The organism is Pseudomonas sp. DL (assembly GCF_047199225.1).
In the GTDB taxonomy this organism is placed as follows: Bacteria; Pseudomonadota; Gammaproteobacteria; order Pseudomonadales; family Pseudomonadaceae; genus Pseudomonas; species Pseudomonas aeruginosa.
In genome coordinates this window covers 3,950,998-3,968,410 of record NZ_CP178323.1, presented here as the reverse complement: position 1 = coordinate 3,968,410, position 17,413 = coordinate 3,950,998, and the positions used below count along the sequence as shown (strand labels likewise).

Sequence of the window (17,413 nt, the reverse complement as noted above, 5' to 3'; positions counted from 1 at the left end):
CGGTTTTCCGGCACGGCCGGCAGGCGGCGCCGGAAGGGTTCACTCAGTATTCCCAGAAGATCCGTTGCAGCTCCTTGCTGTCCTGGGTCTTGGTCATCGCGACCGCGGCCAGGATGCGCGCCTTCTGCGGGTTCAGGTCGTGGGCGACGATCCAGTCGTTCTTGTCGTCCGGCTGCTCGGCGTTGCGCAGGACGAAGCCGCCGGCATTGACGTGCGAGGAGCGGATGATCTGCACGCCCTGCTTGCGCAGTTCCTGCAGGGTCGGCACCACGCGCGCGGGCACCGAGCCGTTGCCGGTGCCGGCATGGATGATCGCCTTGGCGCCGGCCTGGGCCAGGGCCTTGTAGGCGGTGTCGCTGACGTTGCCGTAGCTGTAGGCGATTTCCACCGGAGCCAGCGCGGAGATCTGCTTGATGTCGAACTCGGAGTTCACCGTGTGCCGCTTCACCGGTGCGCGGAACCAGTAGCTCTTGCCCTCGACCACCATGCCCAGCGGGCCCCACGGGCTCTTGAACGCTTCGGTCTTGATGTTGACCATCTTGCTCGCGTCGCGGCCGGAGAGGATCTCGTCGTTCATGGTGATCAGCACGCCCTTGCCGCGTGCCGACTTGTCGCCGGCCACCGCCACGGCGTTGTACAGGTTGAGCATGCCGTCGGCGGACATCGCGGTGCCCGGGCGCATCGAGCCGACCACCACGATAGGCTTCTCGGTGTGCTCGACCAGGGTCAGGAAGTAGGCGGTCTCTTCCAGGGTGTCGGTACCGTGGGTGATCACGATGCCGTCGACGTCGTCGCTATCGGCCAGCTTGGCGACGGTCTTGCCCAGTTCCAGCAGGTTCTCGTTGGTGAAGCTTTCCGAGGCGATCTGGAACACCTGTTCGCCGCGGACGTTGGCGATGTCCTTGAGCTGCGGCACGCTGGCCAGCAACTGGTCGACCGGCACCTTGGCGGCGGTGTAGGTGGCGCTGTTGGCGGCGCTGGCGCCGGCGCCGGCGATGGTGCCGCCGGTGGCCAGGATGACCACGTTGGACAGTTTCTGTTGCGGTGCGACTTCCTTGGCCTGGGCGGCCTGCGGCAGCAGGAGCATCAGGGCCATAACACCGGGGGCGAACGCGTGGAGCAATGGCTTCATGGCGATATCTCGTGTCGGTAGGTTGGTAGGGTTATCGTCGTTGCACGCAATCAGGCGCGGGCGGCGTCGGCCGCCCGCCGTCCTGTCAGGGTTTCACCACCAGGCCGACGCCGCGGCCACGGGGATCGGAGGCGGTCTCCAGGGCCTTGCCGTCGACGCGGATGGCCTGGATATCGCCCATGTTCCAGCCCTGGTCCTCCAGGGTGTAGCCCATCGCCTTCAGCTCCTCGGCGACCTTGCCGGCGAGCGGCGCGTAGGCGTCGTAGTAGATCGTGTCCTTGGGCAGCAACTGGTGGTGCACGCGCTGCGCGGCCACGGCCTTCTCCAGCGGCAGGTGGAAGTCGTAGATGTTGTTCAGCACCTGGAAGATCGAGGTGAAGATCCGCGAGCCGCCGGGAGTGCCGACCACCAGGCTGACCTTGCCGTCGCGGGTGACGATGCTCGGGCTCATCGAGGAGAGCATGCGCTTGCCCGGCTCGATGGCGTTGGCGTCGCTGCCGACCACGCCGAAGGCGTTGGCCACGCCCGGTTTGGCGCTGAAGTCGTCCATCTCGTCGTTGAGCAGGAAGCCGGCGCCCTTGACCACCACGCCGCTGCCGAAGTCCCAGTTGAGGGTGTAGGTGTTGCTCACCGCGTTGCCGTCGGCGTCGACGATGGAGAAGTGCGTGGTCTGGTGCGGCTCCAGGCCGGGACGGACCTTCTCGGTCGGCGAGATCGCCGTCGGATTGACCTCGGCGGCACGCTGCTTCAGGTATGCCGGATCGGTCAGGCGCGCCACCGGGACCTTGGAGAAGTCCGGGTCGCCGAGGTAGTCGGCGCGGTCGGCGAACACGCGTTTCTCGATCTCCGCCAGCAGGTGGATGTAGCGCGCGGAGTTCAGCTCGACGCCCTTGAAGTCGGCGGCACGGTTTTCCTTGATGCCCAGCAACTGGGCCAGGGCGATCCCGCCGGAGCTTGGCAGCGGCGCGGTATAGAGCGTGTTGCCCTGCCAGTCGACGCGCATCGGTTCGCGCCACCTGACCTTGTAGTCGGCGAGGTCCTGGTGGGTGATCAGTCCCTTGTCCTGCTGCATCTGTGCCACCAGCAGGTCGGCGGTATGGCCTTTGTAGAACTCGTCCGGTCCCTTGTCGGCGATACGCTCCAGGGTCTTCGCCAGGTCCGGCTGGAGGAACGCCTCGCCGGCCTTCATGTGGCCGAAGTAGTCGCCGAAGTTGGTCTTGCCGTTGAACAGGGCGACGGCGTCCTGGCGGTACTGGAACTGCTTGTCGGCGACCTTGAAGCCCTTTTGCGCGTAGCCGATGGCCGGGGTCAGCAGCTCGCTCCAGGGCAGCTTGCCGAACCGCTTGTGGGCTTCCCAGAGGCCCATCACGGTGCCCGGCACGCCGGCGGCCTTGGCGCCGACCAGGCTGAGGTTCTCGATCACCTCGCCCTTGTCGTCCAGGTACATGGTCTTGCTCGCGGCCTTCGGCGCCACCTCGCGGTAGTCGAGGAAGTACGGCTTGCCGTCCATGTACAGGGTCATGAAGCCGCCGCCGCCGATGTTGCCGGCCTCGGGGTAGGTGACCGCCAGGGTGAAGGCGGTGGCCACCGCGGCGTCCACCGCGTTGCCGCCGGCCTTGAGGATCTGCGCGGCGACCTTGGCGCCGTACTCGTCGGGCGCGGCGACGGCGCCGCCGTCGAGCGTGGCGGCGAAGGCCGAGGAGGATGCGGCGGCAATGGCGACGCCGAGGGACAGGGTTCTGAAGAGCACAGGTTGCATGGGCTTTCCCTATTTATTGTTATCGCAGGCGAGGGTGGAGCAGGCCCCCGCCGGGCGGGCCGGCGAGGGCGGGTACATCAGTGCGGGAGGATCTTGGCGAGGAACTGCTGGGCACGTTCGGAGCGGGCGCTGACGTCGCCGAAGAACTCCTCCTTCTCGCAGTCTTCCACGATCTGCCCGCGGTCCATGAAGATCACCCGGTTGGCGACCTTGCGCGCGAAGCCCATCTCGTGGGTCACGCACATCATGGTCATGCCTTCGTGGGCCAGCTGGACCATCACGTCGAGCACTTCGTTGACCATTTCCGGGTCGAGCGCCGAGGTCGGCTCGTCGAACAGCATCACCACCGGGTCCATCGCCAGCGCGCGGGCGATCGCCACGCGCTGCTGCTGGCCGCCGGAGAGCTGGCCGGGGTGCTTGTGCGCGTGCTCCTTGAGACCGACGCGCTCGAGCAGGGCCAGGCCCTTCTTGGTGGCTTCTTCCTTGCTGCGGCCGAGTACCTTGATCTGCGCGATGGTCAGGTTCTCGGTGATGCTCAGGTGGGGAAACAGCTCGAAATGCTGGAACACCATGCCGACCCGCGAGCGCAGCTTGGGCAGGTTGGTCTTCGGATCGGCGATGGAGGTGCCGTCGACGACGATGTCGCCCTTCTGGAAGGGTTCCAGTGCGTTGACGCACTTGATCAGGGTCGACTTGCCCGAGCCCGACGGCCCGCAGACCACCACCACTTCGCCTTTCGCAACCTCGGTGGAGCAGTCGGTCAGGACCTGGAAGTCGCCATACCACTTGCTGACATTCTTGATGGAAATCATACGGTTAACCTTTTCTGCAGACGTTTGACGGCGAACGAGGCGGTGAAGCTTACGACGAAGTAGACCAGGCCGGCGAAAATCAGGAACTCGTTGGCCTGGCCGATGATGTCGCCGCGCGAACGGGCCGAATTGAGGAAGTCCATCAGGCCGACGGTATAGACCAGCGAGGTGTCCTGGAACAGGATGATGCTCTGTTGCAGCAGCAGCGGGGTCATCTTGCGGAACGCCTGCGGCAGGATCACCAGGCGCATGGTCTGCCCGTAGGTCATGCCCAGTGCCTGGGCGGCGCCCATCTGGCCTTTCGGGATGGCCTGGATGCCGGCGCGGACGATCTCGCAGTAGTAGGCCGCCTCGAACATCATGAAGGCCACCAGGCAGGAGGTGAACGCCCCCACCGGGGTGTCCTCGCCGGTGATCCAGCGCAGGATGAAGGGCACCGCGAAGTAGAACCAGGTGATCACCAGCAGCAGCGGGATCGAGCGGAAGTAGTTGACGTAGAAGCCGGCGATGTTCGACAGCAACTTGCTGTGCGACAGCCGCATCAGCGCCAGCACGGTACCCAGCGCGACGCCGCCGAGGACGCCGAGGACCATCAGCTTGAGGGTCATCAGCATGCCTTCCCAGAGGCTCGGCAGGGCGGGAACGATTCCACTGAAGTCCATCATTTACCTCCTACGGAGATCAGGCCCGGTACGGCGACCTTTCTCTCCACCAGGCGCATGATCAGCATCAGGCTCATGTTCAGCGTGAAGTAGATCAGCGTGGCCAGGGTGAAGGCCTCGAACAGGTTGGCGGAGAACTCGGCAGTCTGCTTGGTCTGCGCCAGCAGCTCCATCAGGCCGATCAGCGACGCCACCGAGGAGTTCTTGAAGATGTTGAGGAACTCCGAGGTCAGCGGCGGGATGATGATCCGGAAGGCCTGCGGCAGCAGCACGTGGCGGTAGATCTGCGGCAGGCGGAAGCCCATCGCGCGGGCCGCCGAGGTCTGCCCGTAGGGCAGCGCCTGGATGCCGGTGCGCACCTGCTCGCAGACCCGCGCGGCGGTGAACAGGCCGAGGCAGACGACCACGCTGAGGTAGGCCGAGGTGGTCGGGTTGAGGTCCTGCTTGAACCAGGTCTGCAGGCCCTCGGGCAGCAGGTCGGGTACCAGGAAGTACCAGATGAACAGCTGCACCAGCAGCGGCACGTTGCGGAAGATTTCCACGTAGGCGGTGGCGATCCCCGATACCAGGCGGTTCGGCACGGTGCGCATGACGCCGAGCAGCGAGCCCAGCGCCAGGGCGATGATCCAGCCGACCAGGGCGATGGCGATGGTCCAGCCCAGACCGGCGATGTACCAGTCGAGGTAGGTTTCGCTGCCGATCCCGGTGGACTTGAAGAACACGCCCCAGTCCCAGTTGTAATTCATGTTGGGGTTTCCCCTCGGTTCAATCGGTTGCAGACACTGGCGGGGAAGGCAGGCGCCGGCGCGGCCGTGCGGGCCGGCGGCGCTGCTCTTCCGGGGGAGACGGCTGGGGAGGGGCAGGCCCCTCCCGCGTCCCCGAGGCCCCGCTGCGAGGCGGGGGCGACGCGCGAAGCGCTGGCGCTCCGGGAGGAACGCCAGGCGCTCGTTACATCTGCTCGGCGGCCTTGTCGGTCGGGCTGGCGATCAGCTTCTTCAGCTCTTCGCTCATGGGGAAGTTGAGGTTCAGGCCCTTCGGCGGGATCGGCTGGGTGAACCACTTGTCGTAGATCTTGTTGACCTCGCCGGAGGCGTAGGTATCGGTGATGGCCTTGTCGACCACTTTCTTGAACGCCGCGTCGCCCTTGCGCACCATGCAGCCGTAGATCTCGAAGGACTGCGGGGTGCCGCCGACGACCCAGTCGTCCGGCTTCTTGGCCTTGGCCATTTCGCCGTAGAGCAGCGCGTCGTCCATCATGAAGGCCACCGCGCGGCCGGACTCGAGCATCATGAAGGACTCGCCGTGGTCCTTGGCGGAGATGATGTTCATGCCCATCTTCTTGTCCGCGTTCATGGCCTTGAGCAGGCGCTCGGAGGTGGTGCCGGCGGTGGTCACCACGTTCTTGCCCTTGAGGTCGTCGAAGTCCTTGATGTTGGCGGTCTTCTTCGACAGCAGGCGGGTGCCGACCTCGAAGATGCCGACGGAGAAGTCGACCTGCTTCTGGCGCTCTTCGTTGTTGGTGGTGGAGCCGCACTCGATGTCCACGGTGCCGTTCTGCACCAGCGGGATGCGGGTCTGCGAGGTGACCAGGTTATAGCGGACCTTCAGCTCGGGGAGGTTGAGTTCCTTCTTCACCGCCTCGACCACTTTCAGTTGCAGGTCGTGGGAGTAGCCGATCGGCTTGCCCGGCTCGGTGCCGAGGTAGGAGAAGGGAATCGAAGCGTCACGGTGACCGAGGGTGATGGTGCCGGTTTCCTTGATCTTCTTCAGCGTGCCGGTGAGCTCGTCAGCGACGACCGGAGCGGACAACAGAGCGGCCACGATGGCGGTGCTCAGCAGACTGGGAGCGATACGCATGAATTTCTTCCTCGACTTGTTTTGATTTTTATTGAGCCGCGAGCGCCTGGCCTCTCCGGGACAGGGTGTTTCGCGGTTTTCCCCGGCGGGGGAAGCCACGAGAGTATCGTGCTTGCCGAACAGTGTAGTGGCAGGATGCATGCCAGCTTATGAAATCCGGCTTTTTTTAGCCTAACTAATTGAAAGTAAAAGAAATTAAATTTGGATGAAAATGCCCCGAAATGGCCTTTCGTCCGCTCTTCCGAATATTTTCGGGGCATGGCGTTCGGTTTTCCGAACGTTTCGCCGAGGTCCGTTCTTGAGCCATTCCGGGTTTTTCTGACGGTTCGTTCAGAAATTGTTCAGGCTTCGTTCAGGCCCGATTCAGGCCGGGTTCAGCAGAATTCACGCTGCGAGGCGCAAGCCGTCACGTCTTGCCTTCCTTACCTGGCGACGGCCGCCTGGAGTCCCCATGCGCTATCTCATCCTGAGCCTGCTGGCCGTGCTCGCCGCACCTGCCTGGGCTGCCGACGACGGCGACTTCTGGTACCTGCAGACCAGCGTCTACACCCGGCATTTCAACCCGGATCCGGAACACAACAATCACCAGGACCTGCTCGGCCTCGAATACAACCGCGCCGATGGCGTGCTGGCCGGCGGCGCGACCTTCCGCAACTCGTTCAGCCAGCGCTCCAACTACGCCTACCTGGGCAAGCGCTTCGACAGTGACAGCTACCCGGTCTACCTGAAGCTCACCGGCGGCCTGTTGCAGGGCTATCGCGGCGAATACCGCGACAAGATCCCGCTGAACCGCTTCGGCGTCGCGCCGGCGATCATCCCCTCGGTGGGCGTTCGCTTCGGCCCGCTGGGCAGCGAGCTGGTGCTGCTGGGCAATTCGGCGGCGATGATCAACCTCGGCCTGCGTCTCTGAGGCCAGGAACGGGCACGGAACGCTGGCTGGTCTAGGCTGTCGTCTGTTCCCCGAGCCGCGTTCCTGAGCGGTTCGTCACTCGACAGGAGACTCCCATGCAGATCGATCTGAGCGACAAACTGGCAATCGTCAGCGGTTCCACCGCCGGCATCGGCTTCGCCATCGCCAGCGGCCTCGCCGCCGCCGGCGCCACCGTGGTGGTCAACGGACGCAGCCAGGCGGCGGTGGACCGTGCGATCACGGCGATCCGGAACGGCCAGCCGGATGCCAGGGTACGCGGCGTCGCCGGCGACCTGGGCACGGCGGAAGGCTGCGCGGCTTTCGTTGCGGCCGAGCCGAAGGCGGACATCCTGGTCAACAACCTGGGCATCTTCGAGCTGAAGGACTTCTTCGACATCGAGGACGCCGAGTGGAGCCGCTTCTTCGAGGTCAACGTGATGTCCGGGGTGCGCCTGGCCCGCGCCTACGTCCCGGGAATGGTCGAGCGCGGTTGGGGGCGAGTGGTGTTCCTGTCTTCGGAATCGGCGTTGAACATCCCGGCGGACATGATCCACTACGGCTTCAGCAAGACCGCCAACCTCTCGGTGTCGCGCGGCCTGGCCAAGCGCCTGGCCGGCACCGGGGTGACGGTGAATGCGGTGCTGCCCGGACCGACCCTCACCGAAGGCGTCGCCGAGATGCTTCGCGAGGATGCGCAGAAGGCCGGGCAGAGCATAGAAGAGGCCGGCACCGCCTTTGTCCGGCAGCACCGTTCCAGTTCGATCATCCAGCGCCTGGCGACGCCCGAGGAAGTCGCCAACCTGGTGGTCTACACCTGCTCGACCCAGGCCTCGGCGACCACCGGCGCGGCCCTGCGGGTCGACGGCGGGGTGCTCGACAGCCTGGCCTGACGAGCGCGCAACGCCAGCGTAAAAATGCTCCTCGGCACTCGCGGCGCGGTACCCGGCGGCCCTGGCCGGTTGCCGCGCCGGCGTCTGGCGGCGGCGCTCGTAAAGCTTGCGTAACGAGGCGCGACAGGAGGCGCCGGCAGGTCTAGAACGGCAGGTACCGTCATTCAGAGGATACCGCCACTCATGTCAGCTGCCTCGTTAGCCACCCTCGACGGGTCGCTCCGCATGACCCCCGTCGAGCAACCCCGACCGCCGGCTCTCGCCGACCTCGGCAGCCGCCTGATGATCGTCGTCGAGCGACGCGAGGACTGGGCCTCCTACCTGCCCAGCGAGGAAGTACTCACCGCCCAGGAATACCTCGAGCAATCGGCGCACGACCACGGCGGCCGCCGCGTGCAGGTGATCAACCTGTGCCGCGGCTACAAGTACCTCGGCCTCGGCTACTACTGTTCGCTGCTGGCCGAGGCCCGTGGCCACCGGGTGATCCCGTCGCTGCGCTGCATCAGCGAACTGGCTCGCAAGTCGGTGTACGGGCTGGCCCTGGGTGGCCTCGACAAGGCCCTGGACAAGGCGCTGTGCCGTACGCCCTATGGCGCCACCGACGGCTTCACCCTGACCCTGTATTTCGGCCATACCGAGTTCGAGCCGCTGGCCGACCTCGCGCGCCAGTTGTTCGAAGCCTTTCCCTGTCCGATCCTGCTGGTGGAGTTCCGTCGCCAGCAGGGCTGGCATATCGAGGGCGTGCGCCCTGGCGTGCTGAACCGCTTGCGCAGCGACCAGGAGGATGTCTTCGCCGATGCCCTCGACGGTTTCAGCCGGCGCGCCTGGCGCATGCCGCGTTCGCGGCGGGTGGCACGCTACGACATGGCGATCCTCCACGATCCCGACGAAGCGCTGCCGCCGTCCAACCCGCAGGCGCTGGCCAACTTCGTACGGGTCGGCGCCAGCCTCGGCATCGACGTCGAACTGATCGGACGCAAGGACTACGCGCGCCTGGCCGAGTTCGACGCCCTGCTGATCCGCGAGACCACCCGGGTCGACCACCATACCTATCGCTTCGCCGAGAAGGCCGAGCGCGAAGGCCTGGTGGTGATGGACGATCCGGCATCGATCCTGCGCTGCACCAACAAGGTCTACCTGGCCGACCTGCTTGGTTGCCGGCAACTGGGCATGCCGCTCACCGAGATCCTCTACAAGGAACGCCCGCAGGACTGGCAGCGGGTGGCCCGGCGCCTGGGCTTCCCGCTGGTGCTGAAGATTCCCGATGGCTGCTTCTCCCGTGGCGTGGTCAAGGTCAACGACGACAGCGAACTGCTGGCGGCGGCGAGCGAGCTGTTCGAGCGCTCGGTCCTGTTGCTGGCCCAGGAGTTCTTCTACACCGAGTACGACTGGCGCATCGGCGTGCTCGACCGCCAACCGCTGTACGCCTGCCAGTACTTCATGTCGCGCGGCCACTGGCAGATCTACAACCACAAGGCCGACGGCCAGGACGTCAACGGCGAGTGCCGCGCCGTGCCGCTGGAGCAGGTGCCGCCGGCGGTGCTGGAGCTGGCCCTGGAGGCCGCCGGGCTGATCGGCGACGGCCTCTACGGGGTGGACCTGAAGCAGGCCGGCGACAAGGTGCTGGTCATCGAGGTCAACGACAACCCGAATATCGATGCCGGCGTCGAGGACGGCCAGCTCGGCGACGAACTCTACCGGCGCATCCTCCAGGCCTTCGTCCAGCGCCTGGAACTCAAGCACCGTGGCCAGTTGAGCAAGGCGCTACGCTGAACGGCGCGCCTCAGTCCGGCCGGCGCGTGGCCAGGCGCAGGCCGGAGCCGCGGGCGAGGGCGGCCGGCCTGACGCAACGGACCCGGTAGCGGCCGCGCTCATCGATCTCGATGCCCTGCAACTCGGGAGCGAAACCGGGAAAGTGCTCGCCGAAGGCCTGCAAGGCCAGCAGGTAGTCGATCAGCGCCGGCGATTCATCGGCCACCCGTTCGCCGGGCAACAGCAGCGGCGCGGCCGCCGGATGGACGCCGACCAGGCTGGCGACCACACGGCCGCCGAGCCTGTCGATCGCCACCGCTTCGGTTTCGTCCCTGACCAGGTGCCCATAGACCGTGGCCGGCGCCAGCGCGGCGTGGCCGGCAGCCCTGGCGGCGGCGTCGGCGAGGGCGGTCAGGTGCAGCCGCAGGCTGGCTTCGTGGATCATCGCGCAGAGTTCGCGCAGGCCGATGTAGCGGTACAGCGGCGAGCTGTCGAGCAACTCCGGCAACACCTGCTTCAGCGGCGCATTGTCGTCGTGCCGGCGTTTGAATTCGCACAGCCTGTCCACCAGCGGCTGCGCGTGTTCCGCCCTGGCGCCCTGGGGAAACAGCAGCAGGAAGCGATAGTCGCCGGTGCGCAACGGGGCGATGCCGTGCCGGCGCAGGTAGCGGCAGACCACCGCGGCGGGTACTCCGAAGCTGGCCGGGCGACCGCGCGAATCGAGGCCGGGGGCGCTCAGGGCGACGCGCAGCGGGTCCAGCAGAGGACTGCTGTCGAGTGTCTCGGCGAGCCCGTGCCAGCGCTTCGCCGGCGTCTCCCGGCCGGCCTCGATGCCAGGCCCCGGGTTGCCCCGCAGTATCTCGAAGAACCACGTATCGCCATCCTCCCTGGCGAGCCGCGCGGCGGCTTCCCAGAGCGCCCGGCGAAAGGCCTCGGCGATGTCGCCGGCGTGCGCCGCCGGGGCTCCTGCGGACGTCTTGCGGTAGGCCGTGGAGAGGTCGTTCAGCGGCGTCGCCAGGTGCTCCGCGGTGCTCTCCGAGCCGATCCGCCACTGCTTGGCCGGCGCCAGATCGAGGCGTGCGCGGCCGTTGTAGCGGGCGCTCACCGGCGTGCGCGGGACCGGCGGGGCATAGTCGCGCAGCCGCCTGGGGCCCGCCGGGGCGCGCCATTCACGCAGGTCGCTGTCGATGCGCTCGGCGATGAAGCGTGCGGGGCCGGCGGCCAGGTTGAAGCATCCCTGGACCTCGTCCAGTAGCTGGCTGGACAACTGCTCGATGCGCAGTTGACGAAACAACAGGAACAGCGGGATGGACGGCGCGACCTGGCGGAGTTCATCGAGCGCCGCTAATTGTGCGGCTTCGTTCTCGCCTGTCGGCTCCGCGACGAGCAGGAGGATGCCGGCGGGGTGCGCGGCGTTGCCGAGAAAATCCAGGGCGACCTTGCGGCTTGGCGCCTGGAAGAGTCGATAGCCGCGTATTTCCAGTTGTCGACAAAGCTCGGAAAGACGATTCGCATCATTGGCCGCGTTTATGTTGGAAGTGACGAGTATTGAATGACGCGAAGGATTGTTTCGAGACATGCTGTTGTCCTTGTCCATTCGAACCGCTCGGTTTCGCCGGCAAAAGCGTCGCCCGGCACGCCGAAGGCTCTCGCGAGGCGCGACTAGTGATTGATGATGTACTTGGCGCTGGCGAAGGTCGGCGGGATATAGAAGTTCCACTTCTTTTGCCGGGCGAGTGCCTTGAAGGCGCCGATGCAACTGCAACCGACCTTCTGGAAGATGTTGCTCTTGTGGAACTTGACGGTACTCAGGGAGCGGCTGATCTGTTCGGCTATTTCTTTTTCCGAGAGGCCGGAAAGCAGCAGGTAGATCACGTCCCATTCGCGCGAGGTGAACAACTCCGAGGGGGGCGTGAAGGTGAAGGTACCGATGCCGTCGGTGGCGATGAAGCCGCGCGGGGCGACCGAGGTCAGGGTCTTGGCATGGGCGATCACCCCGGTGCGGTTGCCGCGCCGGTCATACAGCGGCATGCGCTCGAAGTACAGGCAGCAGGGCGCCGGATGGTCGTCCGGCCTGAGTAGCGCCAGGGCCTCGATGCGCTTGCCGGTCTGGATGACCAGCTTGTCGTGCTCTTCGATGCTGGCACTGAAGGGGGACAGCAGGGAGTTCTTCTGGCCGAACCGCGGGGTGATCAGTTCGGTATAGCGACGATTGACATAGACGAAGTTGAGACAGTTGTCTTTCACACTCCAGGCCTCTTCGCTCTGCTCCCAGGAAATGATCAGTTCGATGGGAATGTGCACCGACATGTGGTGAGTCATGTCCAGCAGCTTTTCGATATCCAATAGCGTCATTGGCTACTCCACTCATTTACATGTGGGCGGGTCTTTGAATGGAAGAAAGATGGCGAGGCGAGTGCGTGCCGGGATGTTCGTTGGGTCCTGCGGAAGTTTCTCTGGCAAGTGCTATCTTCTTTTCGGTGGCGTTCGACTCCTGCGTCTGCGAAGTGTTACCCGAGCAACTACGCCGGGGCGCAATTCGATTTCAGGTTATATCCGCGACCTCATGCCCAGGCTGTACTTTTGATCGAGTTTTTTTGCGCTGTTCTAATAGGGGGCGGGCGCGTTGTTCGAAAAGTCGATTGACAGCTGACGGAGGTGGCCAGGGTCCTATCGAACAATTCCAGGAATTCCCTTTTTCCAATGCGCGATGCCACCGGTCCGTACTTCGCTCGCCGGGGCCGTTGCGCGGCTATGGTGGAAGTCCCGAGGCCTATCGAGGCTTTGTCATGTCGCGTGTGCTTTTCCTGCTCCTGGCCATGGTGCTCGCCGGCCTGGGCCAACCGACCCTCGCCGCGCCCCTGCCGGACGAGCTGCCGGCAGCCTTGCCCGCCGCGCCGCCGGTCGCGCCGTCGCCCATGGGCAGCGCGCCACAGCCGCAACCGGAGGCCGCCGAGCCGGACCTGCCGGGCAGCGACGCGGCCAGCGCCGACGGGGAGGCGACGACCAAGGACGGCTTGAAGATCGGCAACGGCAGTCTCCGCCTGCGCCAGGACGATCCCGGGCCGACCCGGGAAAGCCCGCTGCGCGATCCCCGCCTGAATCCCTACGCACCGCGCCAGCCCTGACCGACGGCCCGCGCCCGGTGGCCGGGCGGGTCTAGGCTTGTGCTGCGGTCGGCAGCGTTCCACGGCGAGCGCCGACCGTTCGTCCGCGCCGCGGGCTTTTTTCCCCGCCGCTGTCGAAAGGCGCCCTCGCCGGGCGACTACCGAACGAACGGATCGTCGATCCGCACCAGGAGCCCACCGCCATGAAATACCTCTGCCTGATCTATTTCGACGAAGCGAAGCTGGCCGCCGTGCCGGCCGAGGAGCTTGCCGCCATCGTCGACGAGTGCATGACCTACTCCGACCAGTTGGGCAAGGCCGGCCACTACATCGCCTCGCACGCCCTGCAGTCGGTGCAGACCGCCACCACCCTGCGCCACCAGGGCGGGCGGCTGGCGATGACCGACGGGCCGTTCGCCGAGACCAAGGAGCAACTCGGCGGCTTCTACCTGATCGAGGCGCGCGACCTCAACCAGGCCCTGCAGATCGCCGCGAAGATTCCGCCGGGACGGCTCGGCTGCGTCGAGGTGCGACCGGTCAAGGAATGGGAGTGAGGGCGCCCGGCGCCGGAGGTGAAGTATGTGCCCCCTGTGCATCGCATCCCTGTCCCTGGTGTGCGCCGGCGGCGCTTCGCTGGCCGGCTTCGCCCTGGCGACCGGGCGCCGGCGCCGCTGGCGGAACGACCCCGGGCAGGCTGGAAAACCGAGAATTTCCGTGGAGAATCGGCAATGAATCCTTCTTTGCAGGACCACCCGGTGAGCAGCCGGGAACAATGGCTGGACGCCCGTCGCCGTCTGCTGGCGCGGGAAAAGCAACTCACCCGCCTGCGCGACCAGGTCGCCGCCGAACGACGCGAACTGCCCTGGGTCAGGGTGGACAAGGACTACCGCTTCCAGGGCGAGCGCGGTGAGCGTTCGCTGGCCGAGTTGTTCGGCGGCAATAGCCAGCTAATCGTCTACCACTTCATGTTCGCGCCGGGCTGGAGCGAAGGCTGCGTCGGCTGTTCGTTCCTCGCCGACCACATCGACGGCGCCAACCGGCACCTGGCGCACCACGACGTCAGCCTGGTGGCGGTATCGCGCGCGCCCCTGGAAGAGTTCCAGGCGTTCCGCCGGCGCATGGGCTGGCGTTTCGACTGGTACTCCTCGTACGGCAGCGATTTCAACAGTGACTTCGGGGTGTCCTTCGACAAGGCGCAACTGGCCGCCGGCAGCGTCGACTACAACTACCAGCCGACCCCCGACGCCGGCGAGGAAATGCCGGGTGCCAGCGTGTTCCTGCGCAATCCGGCGGGCGAGGTGTTCCACACCTATTCGGCCTATGCGCGCGGCCTCGACATCCTGCTCACCACCTACACCTTCCTCGACCTGACGCCCAAGGGGCGCAACGAGGACGCGATCATGGACTGGCTGCGTCACCACGACCGCTACGACGAGGCGCCGAAAAGCGCCTGCTGCCATGCGCAGGCCAGCCATTGAGGGAGCACGGCGAGCCGTTGCGCAGCCGCATCGAGGCGCTGTACCGCGAGGAGTCGCGGCGCGTGCTGGCGACCCTTATCCGCCTGCTCGGCGATTTCGAGCTGGCCGAGGAGGCCTTGCACGACGCCTTCATCGCCGCCGTCGAGCAGTGGCCGCGCGACGGTATCCCGCGCAACCCGCGCGCCTGGCTGGTTTCCGCTGGGCGCTTCAAGGCCATCGACAACCTGCGCCGGCGAGCGCGCTTCGACGCCTCGCAGCGACTGCTCGCCGAGCAACTGGAAGAGCAGGCCGAGGCGCCGGCGGAGGAGGGCGATGCGGTGGAAGACGACCGGCTACGCCTGATCTTCACCTGCTGCCACCCGGCGCTGACCCCCGAGGCACAGGTGGCGCTGACCCTGCGCGAGGTCTGCGACCTGCGCACCGAGGAGATCGCCCGCGCCTTCCTCGCCGCGCCCAGCGCCATCGCCCAACGCATCGTGCGGGCCAAGAACAAGATCCGCGAGGCCCGGATTCCCTACCAGGTACCGACCCTGGAGGAACTCCCCGAGCGGCTGGGCAACGTCCTGCAAGTGATCTACCTGGTGTTCAACGAGGGCTACTCGGCCTCCACCGGCGCCAGCCTGACCCGCGCCGATCTCAGCGGCGAGGCGATCCGCGTCGGCCGCCTGCTGGTCGAGCTGCTGCCCGACCCCGAGGCCCTCGGCCTGCTCGCCCTGATGTTGCTGCACGACTCGCGGCGCCAGGCGCGGATCTCGGCCAGCGGCGAACTGGTGCGGCTCGACGAGCAGGACCGCGCTCTGTGGGATCGTGGACTGATCGTCGAGGGGCTCGGCCTGGTCGAGCGGGCCCTGGCCAGCCGCCGCGTCGGGCCCTACACCCTGCAGGCGGCGATCGTTGCGGTGCATGCCCAGGCGCCGCGCGCCGAGGACACCGACTGGGCACGGATCGTCGCCCTCTACGACGCGCTGCTGTACCTGGCGCCGTCGCCGGTGGTCGAACTCAACCGCGCCGTGGCCTTGGCCATGCGCGATGGCGTCGAGGTCGGGCTGGCCGTGGTCGATGCGTTGCTGGCGCGAGGTGAACTGGCCGATTACCACCTGGCGCACTCGGCGCGTGCCGACTTCTGCCGCCGTCTCGGTCGCCGCCGCGAGGCCCGCGAGGCCTACCGCGCGGCGCTGGCCCTGGCGCGCCAGGAGCCGGAGCGGCGCTTCATCGAGCAGCGCCTGCGCGAACTCGATTGAAGCCGGCTCAGGCGCCGTTGGCGCAGGCCGTACGCGCTTCGCCGCCAACGCCACGGGTGAACCACCAGAACGCCAGGGCCGCCAGGCTGATCGCCGCGCCGAGCAGGCTCACCGCGTCCCAGCCGGCCCAGGCGTACATGGCGGTGCCGGCGCTGGCGCCGAGGCCGCTGCCGGCGGCGTAGAACAGCATGTAGCAACCCACCAGGCGGCTGTGGGCGCGCGGGTCGATGGCGAAGACCAGGCTCTGGTTGAGCACATGGATCGCCTGGCCGGCGAGATCGAGCAGCAGCACGCCGAGAATCAGCGCCGCCAGCGAATGCGCGCCGAGGGCGAGCGGCAGCCAGGACAGCAGCAACAGCAGCAGGGCGCCGCCGCTGAGCGCCTGGGCGTGGCCGCGATCGGCCAGGCTGCCGGCCCGCGCCGCGCCCAGCGCGCCGAGCGCGCCGACCAGGCCGAAGGCGCCGATGGCGCTGTGCGACAGCGAATGCGGCGGCGCGCCGAGCAGCAATACCAGGCTGCTCCAGAACACCCCGAAGGCGGCGAACATCAACAGCCCGAGCAGGCCGCGCACCTGCAGCACGCGCTGGCTCGCCAGCAGGTCGAACATCGAGCCGAGCAGTTGCCGGTAGGTCAGCCCCAGTTCGTTGCTCGGCGCCGCCGGCAGTACCCGCCAGAGCAGCAGGCCGAGCCCGCCCATGCTCGCTGCCGAGACCAGGTAGACGCTGCGCCAGCCGCCGAGGTCGGCGAGCAGCCCGGCCAGGCTGCGCGCCAGCAGCAGGCCGATCACCACGCCGCCCTGCGCCGCGCCGACCACCCGCCCGCGCTCGCCAGGCGCCGCCAGCGCCGCGGCGTAGGCCAGCAGTCCCTGGGTCATGGCGGTGCCGAGCAGGCCCAGTCCGAGCAGCCCCAGCGCCAGGCCGAGGGTATCGCCGGCGAAGCCCACCAGCAGCAGCGACAGCACCAGCAGCAGGAGCTGGACGAACATCAGCCGGCGCCGCTCCAGCAGGTCGCCCAGCGGCACCACCAGCAGCAGCGCCAGGGCGCAACCGGCCTGGGTCGCGCCGAACAGCAGGCCGACCCCGGCCTGGCCGATGGCGAACTCGGCACCGAGGACGTCCAGCAGCGGCTGGGCGTAATAGACGTTGGCCACGCTGAGACCGCAGGCGACGGCGAACAGCAGCACCAGCGCGGAGGGGAGGGAGGATGGCGAGGATGGCATGCGAAGCGCTCCGTAAGGTTTCAATATGAAACTAAAGCGGAGGCTAGGAATTTTGGTTTTAAAATGCAACCTAAATTATCGCAGCAGTGCGTCTATCGATCGCGACTCGCGCACAGTGGAACGCGGGCCCGCCGCCGATTCACCTGGCGGCGGGCCCGCGTAGCGGACGCTACCGGTCCTGCTCGCAGTTGACCATCCAGGCCACGCCGAAGCGGTCGGTGAACATGCCGAAGCTCGCCGCCCAGAAGGTCGGGCCCAGCGGCATCTGGACCGAGCCGCCCTCGGCGAGGGCGTTGAACAGGCGCTCGGCCTCGGCCTTGCTGTCGACGTTGAGGCTGATGGAACAGCCCTTGATGCCTTCGTAGGGATAGGCCGGGTGATTGTCCGAGGCCATCAGGGCGAAGCTGCCGACCACCAGCCGTGCGTGCATGATCTTGTCCTTCCAGTCGGCCGGGATGTCGCCGCACTCGGGGCTGTCGCCGAACGGCAGCATGGCCTCCAGGGTGCCGCCCAGGTGCTGGTGGTAGCAGCTGAAGGCCTCCCGGCAATTACCGTTGAAGATCAGGTAGGGGACGATTTGCATGGCGCTTTCCT

General features: G+C 66.7%; 17 protein-coding genes. 7 read left to right on the top strand and 10 right to left on the bottom strand.

Annotated elements, in window-relative coordinates; all coding sequences use genetic code 11:
- Window positions 1-43 precede the first annotated feature (43 nt).
- From ACI766_RS18400 to ACI766_RS18375, 6 genes are all read right to left on the bottom strand, one after another.
- Window positions 44-1,132: an asparaginase gene (locus ACI766_RS18400; protein WP_003104093.1), complete on the bottom strand. Its 1,089-nt coding sequence runs from the start codon at window positions 1,130-1,132 to the stop codon at window positions 44-46.
- A gap of 85 nt (window positions 1,133-1,217) precedes the next feature.
- On the bottom strand, window positions 1,218-2,891 hold the full coding sequence (gene ggt / locus ACI766_RS18395) for a gamma-glutamyltransferase (RefSeq protein WP_003086881.1): 1,674 nt from the start codon (window positions 2,889-2,891) through the stop codon (window positions 1,218-1,220).
- A gap of 77 nt (window positions 2,892-2,968) precedes the next feature.
- Window positions 2,969-3,703 (bottom strand): amino acid ABC transporter ATP-binding protein, encoded by a 735-nt coding sequence (locus ACI766_RS18390; RefSeq protein ID WP_003082761.1) that lies wholly within the window; start codon window positions 3,701-3,703, stop codon window positions 2,969-2,971.
- A complete protein-coding gene (locus tag ACI766_RS18385) occupies window positions 3,700-4,368 on the bottom strand; it encodes an amino acid ABC transporter permease (RefSeq protein ID WP_003082765.1) in 669 nt (222 codons plus the stop codon). Before ACI766_RS18385 ends, ACI766_RS18390 begins: the two co-directional genes overlap by 4 nt.
- Window positions 4,365-5,111, bottom strand: coding sequence for an amino acid ABC transporter permease (locus tag ACI766_RS18380; RefSeq protein WP_003082767.1), 747 nt, complete (start codon window positions 5,109-5,111; stop codon window positions 4,365-4,367). Before ACI766_RS18380 ends, ACI766_RS18385 begins: the two co-directional genes overlap by 4 nt.
- Window positions 5,112-5,313: 202 nt before the next feature.
- Complete coding sequence (locus tag ACI766_RS18375) at window positions 5,314-6,222, bottom strand: glutamate/aspartate ABC transporter substrate-binding protein (RefSeq protein WP_003082770.1); 909 nt, start codon at window positions 6,220-6,222, stop codon at window positions 5,314-5,316.
- Between the two features lie 451 nt (window positions 6,223-6,673).
- Here ACI766_RS18375 and pagP point away from each other — a divergent pair, with 451 nt between their 5' ends.
- The 3 genes from pagP to ACI766_RS18360 all read left to right on the top strand — a co-directional run bounded on the left by pagP (window position 6,674) and on the right by ACI766_RS18360 (window position 9,795).
- Window positions 6,674-7,132: a palmitoyltransferase PagP gene (gene pagP / locus ACI766_RS18370; protein ID WP_003082771.1), complete on the top strand. Its 459-nt coding sequence runs from the start codon at window positions 6,674-6,676 to the stop codon at window positions 7,130-7,132.
- 95 nt (window positions 7,133-7,227) lie between these two features.
- Window positions 7,228-8,022, top strand: coding sequence for an SDR family NAD(P)-dependent oxidoreductase (locus tag ACI766_RS18365; RefSeq protein ID WP_010793963.1), 795 nt, complete (start codon window positions 7,228-7,230; stop codon window positions 8,020-8,022).
- 183 nt (window positions 8,023-8,205) lie between these two features.
- Window positions 8,206-9,795: a RimK family protein gene (locus tag ACI766_RS18360; RefSeq protein ID WP_016263738.1), complete on the top strand. Its 1,590-nt coding sequence runs from the start codon at window positions 8,206-8,208 to the stop codon at window positions 9,793-9,795.
- Between the two features lie 10 nt (window positions 9,796-9,805).
- Here the strand turns inward: ACI766_RS18360 and ACI766_RS18355 are convergent, their stop codons facing one another.
- A complete protein-coding gene (locus ACI766_RS18355; RefSeq protein WP_016561700.1) occupies window positions 9,806-11,371 on the bottom strand; it encodes an Orn/Lys/Arg decarboxylase N-terminal domain-containing protein in 1,566 nt (521 codons plus the stop codon).
- 65 nt (window positions 11,372-11,436) lie between these two features.
- Window positions 11,437-12,129 (bottom strand): helix-turn-helix transcriptional regulator, encoded by a 693-nt coding sequence (locus tag ACI766_RS18350; protein WP_003082787.1) that lies wholly within the window; start codon window positions 12,127-12,129, stop codon window positions 11,437-11,439.
- Between the two features lie 434 nt (window positions 12,130-12,563).
- Between ACI766_RS18350 and ACI766_RS18345 the strand changes: the two genes are divergently transcribed.
- From ACI766_RS18345 to ACI766_RS18330, 4 genes are all read left to right on the top strand, one after another.
- Window positions 12,564-12,902 carry a hypothetical protein gene (locus ACI766_RS18345; protein WP_010792046.1) on the top strand — a complete coding sequence of 113 codons (339 nt, stop codon included), beginning with the start codon at window positions 12,564-12,566 and terminating at the stop codon, window positions 12,900-12,902.
- Between the two features lie 182 nt (window positions 12,903-13,084).
- The gene (locus ACI766_RS18340; RefSeq protein WP_003082795.1) at window positions 13,085-13,435 is read left to right on the top strand and encodes a YciI family protein; all 351 of its coding nucleotides are present in this window, start codon (window positions 13,085-13,087) and stop codon (window positions 13,433-13,435) included.
- 174 nt (window positions 13,436-13,609) lie between these two features.
- Window positions 13,610-14,359, top strand: coding sequence for a DUF899 domain-containing protein (locus ACI766_RS18335; protein ID WP_003120476.1), 750 nt, complete (start codon window positions 13,610-13,612; stop codon window positions 14,357-14,359).
- Between the two features lie 17 nt (window positions 14,360-14,376).
- Window positions 14,377-15,600 (top strand): RNA polymerase sigma factor, encoded by a 1,224-nt coding sequence (locus ACI766_RS18330; RefSeq protein WP_003082803.1) that lies wholly within the window; start codon window positions 14,377-14,379, stop codon window positions 15,598-15,600.
- A gap of 7 nt (window positions 15,601-15,607) precedes the next feature.
- On the opposite strand, the gene ACI766_RS18325 is transcribed toward ACI766_RS18330, so the two are convergent.
- Window positions 15,608-16,819, bottom strand: a complete 1,212-nt coding sequence (locus tag ACI766_RS18325) for an MFS transporter (RefSeq protein ID WP_003082806.1) — start codon at window positions 16,817-16,819, stop codon at window positions 15,608-15,610.
- Window positions 16,820-16,988: 169 nt separating this feature from the next.
- A complete protein-coding gene (locus ACI766_RS18320; RefSeq protein ID WP_003082839.1) occupies window positions 16,989-17,402 on the bottom strand; it encodes a VOC family protein in 414 nt (137 codons plus the stop codon).
- Between the last annotated feature and the right edge of the window lie 11 nt (window positions 17,403-17,413).

What these genes read in the sequence shown, in the direction of transcription:
- ACI766_RS18400 (WP_003104093.1), bottom strand. Translation starts at nt 1,132, where the DNA reads ATGAAGCCATTGCTCCACGCGTTCGCCCCCGGTGTTATGGCCCTGATG.
- ggt (WP_003086881.1), bottom strand. Translation starts at nt 2,891, where the DNA reads ATGCAACCTGTGCTCTTCAGAACCCTGTCCCTCGGCGTCGCCATTGCC.
- ACI766_RS18390 (WP_003082761.1), bottom strand. Translation starts at nt 3,703, where the DNA reads ATGATTTCCATCAAGAATGTCAGCAAGTGGTATGGCGACTTCCAGGTC.
- ACI766_RS18385 (WP_003082765.1), bottom strand. Translation starts at nt 4,368, where the DNA reads ATGATGGACTTCAGTGGAATCGTTCCCGCCCTGCCGAGCCTCTGGGAA.
- ACI766_RS18380 (WP_003082767.1), bottom strand. Translation starts at nt 5,111, where the DNA reads ATGAATTACAACTGGGACTGGGGCGTGTTCTTCAAGTCCACCGGGATC.
- ACI766_RS18375 (WP_003082770.1), bottom strand. Translation starts at nt 6,222, where the DNA reads ATGCGTATCGCTCCCAGTCTGCTGAGCACCGCCATCGTGGCCGCTCTG.
- pagP (WP_003082771.1), top strand. Translation starts at nt 6,674, where the DNA reads ATGCGCTATCTCATCCTGAGCCTGCTGGCCGTGCTCGCCGCACCTGCC.
- ACI766_RS18365 (WP_010793963.1), top strand. Translation starts at nt 7,228, where the DNA reads ATGCAGATCGATCTGAGCGACAAACTGGCAATCGTCAGCGGTTCCACC.
- ACI766_RS18360 (WP_016263738.1), top strand. Translation starts at nt 8,206, where the DNA reads ATGTCAGCTGCCTCGTTAGCCACCCTCGACGGGTCGCTCCGCATGACC.
- ACI766_RS18355 (WP_016561700.1), bottom strand. Translation starts at nt 11,371, where the DNA reads ATGGACAAGGACAACAGCATGTCTCGAAACAATCCTTCGCGTCATTCA.
- ACI766_RS18350 (WP_003082787.1), bottom strand. Translation starts at nt 12,129, where the DNA reads ATGACGCTATTGGATATCGAAAAGCTGCTGGACATGACTCACCACATG.
- ACI766_RS18345 (WP_010792046.1), top strand. Translation starts at nt 12,564, where the DNA reads ATGTCGCGTGTGCTTTTCCTGCTCCTGGCCATGGTGCTCGCCGGCCTG.
- ACI766_RS18340 (WP_003082795.1), top strand. Translation starts at nt 13,085, where the DNA reads ATGAAATACCTCTGCCTGATCTATTTCGACGAAGCGAAGCTGGCCGCC.
- ACI766_RS18335 (WP_003120476.1), top strand. Translation starts at nt 13,610, where the DNA reads ATGAATCCTTCTTTGCAGGACCACCCGGTGAGCAGCCGGGAACAATGG.
- ACI766_RS18325 (WP_003082806.1), bottom strand. Translation starts at nt 16,819, where the DNA reads ATGCCATCCTCGCCATCCTCCCTCCCCTCCGCGCTGGTGCTGCTGTTC.
- ACI766_RS18320 (WP_003082839.1), bottom strand. Translation starts at nt 17,402, where the DNA reads ATGCAAATCGTCCCCTACCTGATCTTCAACGGTAATTGCCGGGAGGCC.